9 protein-coding genes are annotated in these 13538 nt (G+C 40.9%); 4 read left to right on the forward strand and 5 right to left on the reverse strand.

Annotated features, from left to right (window positions below; all coding sequences use genetic code 11):
• Positions 1–180 precede the first annotated feature (180 nt).
• The 4 genes from AC4II3_RS16805 (at position 181) to AC4II3_RS16820 (ending at position 5415) form a co-directional block, all read left to right on the forward strand.
• Positions 181–732: an REP-associated tyrosine transposase gene (locus AC4II3_RS16805; protein WP_488029119.1), complete on the forward strand. Its 552-nt coding sequence runs from the start codon at positions 181–183 to the stop codon at positions 730–732.
• Positions 733–932: 200 nt separating this feature from the next.
• Positions 933–4643: a helicase-related protein gene (locus AC4II3_RS16810; protein ID WP_488016031.1), complete on the forward strand. Its 3711-nt coding sequence runs from the start codon at positions 933–935 to the stop codon at positions 4641–4643.
• Between the two features lie 149 nt (positions 4644–4792).
• Positions 4793–5017 (forward strand): AbrB/MazE/SpoVT family DNA-binding domain-containing protein, encoded by a 225-nt coding sequence (locus AC4II3_RS16815; protein WP_488016033.1) that lies wholly within the window; start codon positions 4793–4795, stop codon positions 5015–5017.
• Positions 5014–5415, forward strand: a complete 402-nt coding sequence (locus AC4II3_RS16820) for a type II toxin-antitoxin system death-on-curing family toxin (protein WP_488016035.1) — start codon at positions 5014–5016, stop codon at positions 5413–5415. The genes AC4II3_RS16815 and AC4II3_RS16820 overlap by 4 nt, the downstream gene beginning before the upstream one ends.
• Positions 5416–5681: 266 nt before the next feature.
• Here AC4II3_RS16820 and AC4II3_RS16825 read toward each other — a convergent pair whose 3' ends face one another.
• The 5 genes from AC4II3_RS16825 to AC4II3_RS16845 form a co-directional block, all read right to left on the reverse strand.
• A complete protein-coding gene (locus AC4II3_RS16825) occupies positions 5682–8462 on the reverse strand; it encodes an NACHT domain-containing protein (protein WP_488029120.1) in 2781 nt (926 codons plus the stop codon).
• Positions 8463–8691: 229 nt separating this feature from the next.
• Positions 8692–9798, reverse strand: coding sequence for an alkene reductase (locus AC4II3_RS16830; RefSeq protein ID WP_488016658.1), 1107 nt, complete (start codon positions 9796–9798; stop codon positions 8692–8694).
• 403 nt (positions 9799–10201) lie between these two features.
• Positions 10202–10768, reverse strand: a complete 567-nt coding sequence (locus AC4II3_RS16835; RefSeq protein WP_488016659.1) for a Uma2 family endonuclease — start codon at positions 10766–10768, stop codon at positions 10202–10204.
• An 85-nt stretch (positions 10769–10853) separates the two neighbouring features.
• Positions 10854–11381, reverse strand: a complete 528-nt coding sequence (locus AC4II3_RS16840; protein ID WP_293065828.1) for a hypothetical protein — start codon at positions 11379–11381, stop codon at positions 10854–10856.
• A 241-nt stretch (positions 11382–11622) separates the two neighbouring features.
• A complete protein-coding gene (locus AC4II3_RS16845) occupies positions 11623–13215 on the reverse strand; it encodes a cytochrome P450 (RefSeq protein WP_488029121.1) in 1593 nt (530 codons plus the stop codon).
• Between the last annotated feature and the right edge of the window lie 323 nt (positions 13216–13538).

Raw genomic sequence — 13538 nt, forward strand, 5'->3', positions numbered from 1 at the left:
AAGCGTAACGCACCGTGATTAAGTGATCAAGTGATCAAGTAGGGTGCGTTAGCGTAAGCGTAACGCACCGAAAATTAAGTGATCAAGTGATCAAGTAGGGTGTGTTAGCGTAAGCGTAACGCACCGAAAATTAACATACAAATGGTGCGTTACATTTCATTAACGCACCCTACTAAGCTAATGCCTAATTATAGAAGACCTCGTGTTTCTGGGGGAAGCTACTTTATCACACAAGTCACCTATAAACGACATCCTTGGCTTTGTAGTGATATAGCTAGAAAAGCTCTCAGAGAAGCCATGGAAAAAGTAAGGCAAAAATATCCTTTTTACATTGATGCTTTTGTTTTATTACCAGACCATTTTCATTGTTTATGGACTTTACCCCCTGATGAGCTAGATTTTTCAGTGAGATTGCGATTAATTAAAACCTATGTAACCAAACATTATGGACAAGAATTAGGAATTGATCGAGTGGTTTCTACCTCACGACAGAAGCGAAAAGAAAGCAATCTTTGGCAACGCCGTTTTTGGGAGCATTTAATTAGGGATGAACGGGATTTTGCTCTACATTGTGATTATATTCATAATAATCCTGTGCATCATCGATTGTGCAAAAATCCCCAAGATTGGCAGTATTCAAGTATCCATCGCTTTATCGCTCAGGGAATTTATCCAAGCGATTGGGCAAGGGATACCAGGAAAGAAAAACCACAAGAAATTTGGTATGAATAGTCGGTTTGGATGGTAGGGTGTGTTAGCGTAAGCGTAACGCACCGTGATCAAGTGATTAAGTGATAAAGTAGGGTGTGTTAGCGTAAGCGTAACGCACCGTGATCAAGTGATTAAGTGATAAGATGACCGTGAGCGTAACGCACCGAAAATTAACATACAAATGGTGCGTTACATTTCATTAACGCACCCTACTTTTAAAAATGACTAAAATAGCAGAAGATTTAGGTCGCCTCTTTGAAGTTGGATTTAATATTGGAATTCTAGCTGACATTGAGCAAAAGAAGATTAAGCACAATTTTGGTAATTTATATTGTCACGATTTGCAGCAACTGAAGTTTCGGAAGATCCTCCAGCGGATTGTGGATAAGCTGATCAGTCCTTTGGAAAGAGAGATGGCTGAGAAATGGAGTACGTTTTTCCTTCAGAAAGGCTTCTTATCGGGTTTGAATTTCTTTAGGGACTATCTCAAGGCTATCGGTTGGAGTGATAAACATAAGCGGCGTCATCTGGAAATTGTCTATTACCAGTGCTGTTTCTGTGATGATAATAGTATCGGTACCTATTGTAAAGGAGATGACCAATGGTATAGTGAGGTATTGTCTCAATTTTATCAGGAGTTAGCTACTCAAACCAGACCTTCTAGGAATAATGTGGCTCAGGTTAATAATTTTACTGTTAACAATGTGAACAGTAAAATTAGGGAGTATTCTAAGAAAGGGGAGTTTCTGAAAGCCGATACTCTGATGCTGCTAGGATATCGCGGTAAAGAGTTTCGGGTGCTTTGTGTAGATTTGTCAGTATTTTCCATTCAGACAGATGCGGATATTGAAAACTTGGATTATGTAGAGATTCTCCGGAATGGATTAATTCGCGAGATTAACTATTTAAAATCTAAAAGTGTTTTTTCTAATCTCCGCTTAGATACGAAAAACTTGGATTTTAAGTTTGCTAAAGAGCTGAAGAGTTACTTTACAGCATTTAAGGTCAGAGATAAGGAAACTACTAAGTTAATTCAGGCGGGTAGTTATGCTCATAGCTTTCATCAATTCCTGAGAGAGATTGGTATTTTATCGGAGCAAACACCGGTAGTATGTAATGTAGTGGGCTATAGCGATCGCGGAATTAGTGCGATGTCTGTAAACCAGACGAATCGAGAGGTTTTGGAAACCTGTCACGAGATCTATAAACATGATTCTAGTCCTAAGGAGATTAAGGATGCCCGTCAGCTGGTGTTAAAGCAAATCCAACGGAATGCTTATCGCAGTTTTCAGGAAGGTAAGCAGTTTGTGGATAATCTGTTAGCAATTCCACCAGATAGGATAACCAAAGTAAATCATAAAGAGCACATCGAGGGGTTTGTTAATTCTATTGCTCAGGTGCCACCCGATCTAAGCAAGGAACTGGAGTTAAGTAAACCGATGAATTTGCGGGATGCTCATGGGGAATTGATTAGGAAGGCGCTGCTTTCTGACCAGACCTATCTGTTTTTAACAGGCAATCCGGGCATTGGGAAGACGACTGCGATCGCAAACTTTCTCAAGGCTCATGTTGACCAGGGATTTTTGTTTTTCTACGTCAGTCCCAGGAAACAAGTCAATCTTGACATTATTGAAAAGTTTAAAGACTCAGCTACCGGAGAGTTGTGCGATAATCGGGTAATCACTATCAACACTAATGCTAATTTAATTTCAGACAACTCTGGACGCTACACTGTCCAATACCTCTGGAATCAGCATCAAGGAAATTTGAAGAGCAAAGATGTTGATTTTTTCGATAGTAGAACGATTAAACGATTGGGAAAGCGCTCGAATCGTCTGGAGCACTTAACGGATGATAAAATTCAAGACCGTGGCAAGAAGTCTAAGGGGGTTTTAAATAGTATTTGTGAAGCCATTTATTGCCTTATTGATGAGCATAAGTCTAATAGTATTGTTGCTACGGTGTCTATCCAGTCTTTGAAAGCCACTCAGACCGGTAACACCTTAAAGCATTTTGAGAAAATTTTCAGAAACGCTTACAACGAGAGGGCAGGGTTGGTTATTCCTGCTAAGATGCAGGCTATTTCTGGCAGAATCAAGCATTTATTTATCATGATCGATGAGATAACTGGTGATGATGGAGGAGTTGAATTTTTAAATGGTATTCACGCTATACTATCTAAGTATAAATTGATGGATTCTGGCCATGGCTTTAACACCAAGATAATTCTAGCAGATGCCTCGATTGTTGATCCAAGTGTCATTGAACAACATTTATCTGAATCTTCATCGGAACCGGATAAGATTTACTTCCGGAGTTTGGGAAATTCGGAAAATTATGGTTTGGGATTACCCCTGTCAAAGCAACGGTTTAAATTTAAACGTTTAGACGCAACGGTTATCAATGCTAATTCCTACCCAGCTAGCAATTTAGATATTACTTACAAAGTTTTGGTAGAATCTTGTCGATTTAGGAAAGAGGCTAATTTCAAAGAAAAGGATAATTTAGTCAAATCTATTCAAAAAACAATTTTACAAGATATCCAGGGATTAATGGCTCGGTCGGATGTTGACCAAATACTGGTCTATATCCAGAATAAGCGGAGATTAGCGGAACTAATTGAAAGGATTAGAAAGGAGCTAGGGGAGTTTAAAAAGTATCAGGATTATTTGGAAATCCATGCTAATATATCTGAATCGGAAAAGGAGCAAATCCAGCAGTATAAGAATCAGGTAAAGGTGGTGTTTATGACCGCTTCCGGGAGTCGAGGTCTATCCTTTCCCAAGGCTAAGCATATCCTAGTGGAAATTCCTCGGTTCGAGATTGAGCAGAATCTGATGGAAGTGATTCAGGTAATTTACAGAGGTCGTGGTCAGTACGAAGACGATGGATTAGTTAAGACTCTGGATGATCAAGATAAAGAACTTATTTTCTATTTAGCTGAGCGTTCTGTTTATTATGATGCCGAAGATGATCAACAACAGCAGCTGTTTATCCAGGAAAGTGTGCTGAGTCTTTTGAATATTCTATTAATTTTGAAAGGGTCGATCATGACTCGAATCCAGGGCTATGGAAAGATTGGTCGCAAGAATTTTTTGATAATTCCCATCGGAGGTAAGTCGATTTCAGCAGCAGGGAATACGTTTACTGCTCAGATAGATAATCTAATCCGTGAGCTTAACAAAGAATCTTACCGGAAACGATCCGATCATCGTTTAAAGGAAGTGTCTACTAGACTAAAGCAGTTACTCGATGAAGCGGAGTTTTTGGTTAGGGATACAGCAGAATCCAATTATCTTTCTTTAGTAGAGTTTTTCAATAACCAATTTAATCAGTTGGTTAACGATGGGTTGGATAAATTACTAAACTTAGGCGCTATTGAGACAGGTTACATTAGTGGTGGGTTGCTGGTGGTACCGATTCCTAATGGATTACAGGAAACCTATCAGATCAAGTTGGTAAAAATAACGAGAGCTGTTACTGATGACCTGTTGGAAACTATGAAAAGGATGAGTGACAGTCAGTCTTATCCAGAAAACCTACGTTCTGGGCTCAAGGATGGCATAGAGTTACTGGAAACCCTTGGCAATTCAGCTCCTAAAACCCAATGGTTTGAGCAGAAATCTCAAGGATTTGATCAATATTATGCGTTGCCGTTATTTACCTTTATTGCTGGGGAGGCTTTGAAGAAATATTTTGCTTCTAAACCGGAAGAACCGGAAGATGCTGGATTTCGTAAGATTCTGAGTAGTTATATTCGCCAATTTTACCCTGTTGATACTGTTTTACCCATTGGTCAGGAGTATCAAGATTTTCCGTTTATTGTATTTAATAGCTATTCCCTAGAGCAACTCCGAACAAAGATGTTTACGGATAAGTATTTGTTGACATCCAATGAGTTGAATGTTTTGAATTTGATTTTGTCTCGTTGATGGGGAGTAGGGAGAAGAGTTTGGGGCTCGGGCGCGGGAAGTGTGGGGAGAAAGAATAGAGAATATTATATAGCGGTTTTTATAGTAATGATATATATATAATAATATAGGATTTCTACCGACTCCCGACTCCCAACTCCCTTTACACTATGTACAAGCTCACAATTAATAAAATTGGTAATTCCCTAGGCATAACTCTACCTGAAGAGATCCTACAACAGCTGAATGTTGGTGAGGGAGATACTGTATTTATCACAGAAACCGCTGATGGTGTTGAAATCACCACGAAAGACCCTGAGTTTGAAACAGTAATGGCAGCTTATCAGAAAGTCAGCAAAAAATATGAAAATGCGTTGAGGGAGCTGGCTAAGTGAGGGAACCGCTGTGGATATCGGAAGCTATAGCCAGAGCTATTCATGGTGATCAAATTGCACAACATGGGGGAAGTCCAGGTATTCGGGACGAAAATCTGCTATCGGCTAGTTTAGCCAGACCTAGACATCTATTTGTATATGGTCAACCAACCTTATTTGATTTAGCAGCAGCCTATGGATATGGTTTGGCAAAAAACCATCCCTTTATAGATGGCAATAAAAGGGTCGCTTTCGCAGTGATGGCAACTTTCCTTGAAGTAAATGGATATTCTCTAGATGTCCCAGAAATGGATGTTGTGGTAATGATGGAAAGGTTAGCAACAGACCAAGAAAGCCAAAATGCGATCGCCAAGTGGTTAGAAGCAAATGTCGGTACTTCATTTGATGATCCATACTAATCAAATACCGATGCTAGACTGGGTTGAATATAACCTAAAATGACCCTCCCAAGGTTCTTGACTTTGGGAGTTTTTTTACTTTCTGTCACCCCTAAAGATCTGGTATATCTAGGTTTTACATTTGAAATGTAAACGGATAAGGTCTTATTTTAGTAAACTAAAAAACTCTGGAGCTCTTGCCCCTGTTGTCTTTTGCCTGTTGCCTCTTGCCTTTTTCGACAATCTATGAGTTTACAAATGGTTTGGAAACCCTCTATACTTGATTATTATGAAAAGCTCGATAATCTGGCCAATTCCTCCTGAGCAAACTTCCGCAGTTGAGGATCGGAGTCATGGTCTGCTCTATCCTGTAATAAGGATCGGGTTTGGGAATGGTTAGGATAATATTCGAGGATGGCCTTAAGGGCTGCTTCTCGAGGATTTCTATGCCAGGGTTTCTTAAGCTCAAAGGGGTCATTGAGAGTGCGATCGCATAAAAATTCCCATAACCAAGGCTGATCGTGCCAACCTTGAGCTAACTGTTCAATTGCTGTAACTCGCACCAAGCAATCTTTATCAGAGCGAGCCCATTCTTGAAGTAGGGGTAAAGTATCTTGATGGTCTTGGTAACCTTGAGCTAACTGTTCAATTGCTTTACCTCGCACCCTCCAATTAGTATCAGAGCGAGCCAATTCTTGAAGTAGGGCTAAGGTATCTTGATGGTCTTGGTAACCTTGAGCTAACTGTTCAATTGCTTTACCTCGCACCCACGAATCAGTATCAGAGCGAGCCAATTCTTGAAGTAGGGCTAAGGTATCTGGATCGTCTTGCCAATAGGTGGCTACTGCTACAACAATTTTAGTGCGAAGATCACGGACTAACCTTGCCTCATATTGACACTGAACTAAGTATTGAAAGCGATTCAGTAATTCAGTATCCGTTAATTTAATCTCATAGCGATTCCTAACCTCAGACAAACAATCTGCTGCCAGAAATAAATTCTTAAATTTATTCCTTCGATTTCCATCTTGTGCCATCAAATACTCAATCATTTCTCCAGCTTTCTTGGAATCAATCATGCCCACAATCAACCTGAGCACTTCATGCCACGATTGATCCCGCCAGTGCTGACCAAATACCTGGGTTTGTAACTGTTCTAGGTCAATCTCCTGGGTTTTCTCAAATTTCCTGACAAATTCCCAAGCACAGAAATATTCCAAAAATGTCCGATGCACAAAAGCGTAGTAATCTGCTCCCATGAAACACAAGATAAAATTGCGGGTGCGCAACTGATTAATCATTACCTTGGCAACGGCTCTGGGATTAGTAACCTCCCGTAATTTAAGCTCATCGAAGATAATCCTTTCTAAATCTTCTGCACTAATCAGATTTCCCGCTAATCCTGCTTGATTGCTCTGCATGAAATCTGCTACTTTTGCCAATATCTGTTGCTTATCTTGATAATCAATTGTCTTTGGATCAAGACGATTATCTTCAAGTAATGTTCGTTCCACATCCCATTGATGGAGCAGTAATCGAGAGGATTGGTTATAGAGTTCAGAGCGGTCACGAGGCAATTCTTGATTGCGATTCAGGATTGCCATCATGGTTAGTAATAGGGGATTTTGCCCCAGTTGTCGAATTGGGGAGGATGTCTCAATTGCTTTTTGTAAGCGCTCCTGTTTCCTAACTTTATCGGCTTGATCAGTAAAGGTTAAATCATGCCAGTGCTCGATAAAGGTTTGAATTTGTTCCGAGTCCAAGTCTTGGAGCATAACATGACGAAATTCAGCATCCCGTAGCCGTTGGGGTTTATAACCAATTACCCGAGATGTCACAATTACTCTTACTTTAGGATAGGTATTGGTAAAGCGATGAATATCCGTAATTACATCCTCTCGTTTCCCTGGCTCAAACACTTCATCCAAGCCATCAAACATCACTAAGACTTGACCAGCCTTTAACTGATCATCAAGTTTATTTTGATTCAGATGACCTATCGCTCCACTACTTTGATGGCAGAATTCCAAGAAATTCTGACACTGTCCACTATCGCGATTCCGGATATAAGTGGGTAAGTCAATCAGTAACGGAATCTGTAGAGAACGTTCAGTAGTTAGATCGGTTCTTGCCCACTCCAATGCTAAATAGTGCAGCAAGGTAGATTTACCAGAGCCTGGGTCTCCTAAAACCACCAAATACCGATAGCCTTGAGAGTCCTTGATCACATCTAATACGGATTTTATCGGCTGTTGATAATAAGCGTATTTAGCTAGTTCCAACTTCTTTTGGTCAATTTCCTGTTCTAGTTGACCACTCTCTAGCACTTTTTGATAATAATCTTTAGGCAGTTCATGAATCGCCTCTGGCATCAGGTCATGAACTTCTCGCACATTTTGGGGGATAAATATCCTCCATAGTTTTAGTTGATTATAGGCAGAACCATCGGTATCCAAACTATCTAATTTTAAATTACCATAGCTTTCTAGGATTGCTTCTTGATATTCCCTTAAGTTAAAATCAGGGATAATGCCTGCTGTAGCTTTAGTGTTTTCAGCGATCGCATCTAAAGTTTGGGAATCCCAGATAGGCCGTAACTTATCCGATTGCTTGATGATAGTTTGTACTTGCTTGAGATACTGTTTACCAATATACTTCCACCGAAATTCTTCCGGTAATGGTAATAACTTTAGCTCAACCCAAGTCTTGGCTAATGTATCGGTATCTATTTGTTTACAGCCATAGTTAAAGGCACTTCCCAGGATAGCTTTAACGGATTGGTTCTTAATATACTCCTTGAGGGGTTTAGTATACTGTTTTATTTCTTGCTTAGATAGGTCAGCAACTTTTAATTCCTTTTCCATTAAAGCCACAAAAGCTTTTAAGGCTTTAACCAAGAGTTTTTTCTGGGTATCTTGATCCGATAGTCCGGTATAATCTTTGATAGATTCTTTGAAAAAATCTTTAGTGTAGTCTTCTAGAGCCTCTTTGGCCAACGGACTAATTACTTCCTTGGCGAGATAACCACCGGCACTAGAAAGTCCCCACAGTGCTAACCAATCCAGCATGATCTTGGTAGTTGTTTTTTGGTTTATCTATTATTATAGAGCAAGTCTCATAGCTAGGAGGTACACAATTTCTGGATTTTAGGGAGCAGCGGCTCTGGAAAGAGTAGGCAAGAGGCAAGAGTTGAACCTGCCCCGTAATGAACCACTGTTCGGTCAAAAAATTGTAAACCCTAAATGCATTTAGGGTTTACATTTCAGGCTAGACCGCACTTAGTTAGTCAGAGCCTCGCTAGTTTTCCGCATTATAAGTAGGAAAGTCAGTATAACCTTCTTTACCTGGAGAATACCAAAGTTTCACATCTGGAATAGGATTGAGTGGCCAATTATTAGCGAAGCGATCAACTAAATCTGGATTACTCAGAATAGGTCTTCCGAAAGCAATTAAATCCGCCAAACCTTCTTGAATTGCCGCTTCGGCTGTTTCTTTAGTATAGCCGCAATTACCAATAATTGTACCATCAAAAACGTTTTTAAACTCAGCCAAAGTCATCGGTTCTCCTAATTCATGAAATCCAAACGCCAACCCATCTAATAGATGGATATAAGCTAACCCATAACTGTTTAACTCTTTAGCCACATAAAGAAAGGTTTCACGATAATCCACAGACCCCATATCATTAAATAAACCATTAGGAGACAAACGAACCCCCACTCTATTGACTGGAAAAACAGTTATTACAGCTTCGATTACTTCTTTGAGTAAACGATATCTATTCTCAATACTACCACCATAGTTATCTGTTCTTTGGTTGGTTTTAGATTGCAGGAAAGAGTCCAGTAAATAACCATTAGCTGAATGAATTTCTACCCCATCAAAACCTGCCTCTTTGGCATTTTCAGCCGCTTTTTTATACTCTTCTACTATTTGGGGTATTTCTTCAGTTTCCAGGGCTCGTGGAGTTTCGTGAGGCTGTTTTCCCTGAGGGGTATGAACATATTCTTCGTTAATTTTAATGGCTGAAGGAGCAACAGCTAGCTTACCATCATGGAAACTACTATGAGAAGCCCGACCACAGTGCCAAAGCTGCAAAAATAATGGCGTATTTTTAGAGTGTACACCACTAACAACTTTTTTCCACCCTTCAGTTTGTTCCAGAGTATAAATACCAGGAGCATTTACCCAACCGTTAGCTTGAGGGGAAATAAAAGTACCTTCAGTGATAATTAGACCTACTCCAGTTCTTTGAGTATAATATTCCACCATTAAATCATTGGGAATACCCAGATTAACTGCTCTACCTCTAGTTAAAGGAGGCATTACTACTCGGTTTTTTAAAGATAAATCACCTAATTCAAAAGGGCTTAGTAGTTTGGACAAAGAGAGTGGAGCCGTCATTTATTGTATCCCTGAACTGAAATTGAATCAAATCTATTTGAACAAAATATAGCAACCCTAAATAATTTTTGACAAGTTAGGGGCTTGCATGTTTCACCTCGTAGCCAGGATTAGGTTGCTGCCCGTAACGCACCACTGCTGGGTCAAACAACTTTTAGGAGATGCACCCGATGGGAGAGTGTGGGAAGAAAGAATAAGGTATATTATATAGCTGTTTTCATAGTAATATTATATATATAATATAGGGTTTTTCCCGACTCCCGACTCCCGACTCCCGACTCCCGACTTTCTAAACGTAAGGCATCACTTCCTTAGCAAAAAGTCTCATCGAACTTCATTCTCAATTCTCAATTCTCAATTCTCAATTCTAAAATTATTAATTCTAACTTCTAACTTATAACTTCTAACTTCTAACTTCTAAACTAAACCCCGGTAACACCTCATTTCCTGTTAACACTACAGGCATTGCTATTACTTTTACAGGTTGGTTAGCCATATAAATTTCTACCAGTTTATCCTGGGGATTAATCAACCAACCCAAACGCAAGCCACTGGCTAAATATTCTTGCATTTTCTCCTGTAGCGGCTTTAATCGATCTGTCCGTGAGCGCAACTCAATCACAAAATCGGGACAAATCGGTGGAAACCCTTCTCTTTCTTTTTGACTCAGTGCTGTCCATCGTTCCAGGGCTACCCAAGATACATCGGGAGAGCGATCGCCACCACCTGGTAAACTAAACACAGTCTGAGAACTGAAGACAACCCCCAACCGAGTCTGACGATTCCAAATAATTAAATCACCAATCAGATTCGCCTCAATACTACCACTTTCTCCGCCTAAAGGGGTGATAATAATTAAATTACCGTGGGGTGAACGTTCAAGCTGTAAATCAGGATTCGCCTTACATAAGCGATAAAACTGCTCTCTGGTCAGAGTGGTAATGGGCTCTAGATTTAATACTGTTGTCATCCTAATTATCCTCAATATTCAAAAAACCAGCGATGCACAGAATTTTTTCCCTGTTTCCTATTCCCAACTCCCTAAAATAGAGCCTCTAACGCTGATTCTGCAATTTTCTCATTTCCTCTTGTACCCCCACTGCTACCTGCAAGGCTTGGTCTAGCACTCGTCCATACTCACTGGCCTGATCACTCAAGTGCAGGGCGGTCAAGGTAGTTAAATTAGTAGTAAATAGCTGAGGATTCTTAGTAATAAACTGCTTATTCTCCCTGAGAATTCGTTCTGTCTTCAACGCACGCACTAAATCCGTTTTCATCACCCCAAGGGCTTCGAGCACTCGCTCCCGATTACTGAGACCAACACCTGGATTACCAGCTTCTTCTAATTGATCATTAATGTGTACAGCTCTAATCACCGTATTGTATCGATCCACTTCTTTCACCAGCCGTCTAACTGCCTTATATTTCAGCCATAGAAAGGACCCTCTACCCAATTTGATCAGGAAATCTCCTGGTTCTTTTGGTTTCTCTAGGAAAAAACCTCTGACTCGCTCTGGCTTCTCCCCAATCAAATTGCTGAGATAGTCCTGTGAAATCACCAAGTCCTGCAAATCAGGTCGCATAGTTGTCCGTGCCTATGATAAGATAGTGGTCGGGAGCCTTTTAATCTATAAGCTTAACATGGTCTTAACACCTTACTGTTAAGGGTCGGAAAGCTGTTAGCGGTCAGGGGCATGACTGGGTATATCATGAAGGTCTCTTATTAAGAGATAGGTTACCCAAAAATCATTGTCAGCCCCGTGGAAACCCCCATGACTGCCCTTAATCCCTACTCCCTACTCCCTACTCCCTACTCCCTACTCCCTAGTAAGTTTCTTCAATACACTGGAAGTCTCTGGCCTTAAAACGCACTGGCATCCCATCAGACGGATAAATCAAAAGGTTCTGTTGTAACTGTTCAACAGATGAACGACCATTGACCAACTCCCAGTCGAAATAACGGAGCAGCATTGCTAGTATTACCGTTGCTTCCAGCATTGCCAGATGCTCTCCCAAGCAACGATGAGAACCTGAGCTAAAATTTATCATGGGAAGTGGGCTGCTGCCCTTGCCCTGGTCTAACCAACGCTCTGGCAAAAATTCCTCGGGGTTGGCATAGACCTCTGGGTCTCGCCCAGCAGCAAGCATTGAAAACCGGATGATCGTGCCACGAGGAATCAGGTTGCCCTCAATCACGGTGTCACGTTGAGCCTTCAAGGAAGCGGAACCTGAGGCAACGGAATAAAGGCGCAAAGTCTCTTTAATAATCCCACCGATGTAACTCAATTTCTTCAGACTTTCTGTATTAATCCCACCCTTAAGGCCACCATTACTTTGCCAACTCTGGTCAACCACAGCTTGTGCTTTCTGAAAAACCCTTGGATTTAAGGCTAACTCTCCTACTGCAAAAGATAAAGTATGAGCTGTGGTATCAGTACCAGCAATCAAGAGTTCAATAGTTTCTGCTATCAGTGTTTTCCGAGTGTATTTTTGTTCCTTAGCCGCTATTTTCACCAACATTGATTCCTGGAACTTTGGACTTACCTGGCCCCAATTAGTCGGGTTTTGTTCTCTCATCTTCAAGGCTAAGTCCACTCGCGGACCAATCACACCCTCTAAATATCGCCTTGCTCTCCAGTAATCTCGTGAAGCCTTAGTGGGCAAATATTTCATCCATATCTTCTCGCCAGTCATTAACCGTAGGGCTCGATAGCCCAAAATAGACATCGCCTCGTGAGCCTTGAGAATATCGAGGGGTGGTCCTTCAGAACTAGACGATTTTCCATCCACAGGAATTCCCATCACTAAACTCGAAATCACCTTCATGGTTAGTTCCACAAACACGGAATCTACCATTACCTCTGTTTGCGGTGCATCTTGCTGAAGTCTGGCAATTACTTGTTCGCAGGCAAGGTTAATAATGTTAAAGTATTTCGACAGACCTCTAGAACTGAATTCAGGATTCCAAGCCTGGCGTCGCCACTGCCACTCAGTCCCGTTTTGGCCGATAAGAATGGGAGCAGCACCAAGGTCGTTCAAAACTTGGCGGATTCGCTCAGACCGAACCAAGCTTCCATCTCTCATCCCATTCACAATGGTGTTTTCAATCACCTTTGGCTGACCCAAAACCAGAAGTGGAGGGTTCATCCAGAAAACATAAATCGGGCCTAGCTGCTTGCTCCAATCAAACCATAATTGGAAGAATTTCTTCTGTTTGACTGCTGCTAATACCTGAGGAAGATTTCCCAATAACCAGTGTTTGGGAGGACAGGGGAGTGACTCTAGAGATTTGTAAGTATTTTTTCGTTGCCACCAGCGCCAGCCCAGTAGTCCCCCGATGCTAGTCACCCCTAGAACTGTGGCTAAATAGGGCAAGGAGGGAGAAAAAGCAATTTGAGCAGCAATCTCTTGGAACATGAATCCGCCTTAGTTCAACAACTATTAACTTTTACTACGAAACATAATCGGTTCGAGAATCGCACTGATACCACCAGTAAAACCAATCAAGCCATCTCCAGCAAACAGCTGTTCAAAGCAACATTAAATGGCTCTCTTAGACTGATTATAGTAAATGAGTCTAGGAGAGCCATACATTTTTATTTAAATTACATTTTTAAAATACTCAAAGCCTTAATCAGCAAAGGCTATAGCTATTATTTTGTAATAATTTATCATAGCCACCCTAGGCTGACGGGGTGACAAACAGCCTTAAAAGCTTTACGGGGTGTGGGGTGTGGGGT

The sequence above is a fragment of the Moorena sp. genome (genome assembly GCF_982860115.1).

Excerpts from the sequence above, each read along its gene's own strand:
- AC4II3_RS16805 (WP_488029119.1), top strand. The coding sequence starts at position 181 with ATGCCTAATTATAGAAGACCTCGTGTTTCTGGGGGAAGCTACTTTATC.
- AC4II3_RS16825 (WP_488029120.1), bottom strand. The coding sequence starts at position 8,462 with ATGCTGGATTGGTTAGCACTGTGGGGACTTTCTAGTGCCGGTGGTTAT.
- AC4II3_RS16835 (WP_488016659.1), bottom strand. The coding sequence starts at position 10,768 with ATGACAACAGTATTAAATCTAGAGCCCATTACCACTCTGACCAGAGAG.
- AC4II3_RS16810 (WP_488016031.1), top strand. The coding sequence starts at position 933 with ATGACTAAAATAGCAGAAGATTTAGGTCGCCTCTTTGAAGTTGGATTT.
- AC4II3_RS16830 (WP_488016658.1), bottom strand. The coding sequence starts at position 9,798 with ATGACGGCTCCACTCTCTTTGTCCAAACTACTAAGCCCTTTTGAATTA.
- AC4II3_RS16845 (WP_488029121.1), bottom strand. The coding sequence starts at position 13,215 with ATGTTCCAAGAGATTGCTGCTCAAATTGCTTTTTCTCCCTCCTTGCCC.
- AC4II3_RS16815 (WP_488016033.1), top strand. The coding sequence starts at position 4,793 with ATGTACAAGCTCACAATTAATAAAATTGGTAATTCCCTAGGCATAACT.
- AC4II3_RS16840 (WP_293065828.1), bottom strand. The coding sequence starts at position 11,381 with ATGCGACCTGATTTGCAGGACTTGGTGATTTCACAGGACTATCTCAGC.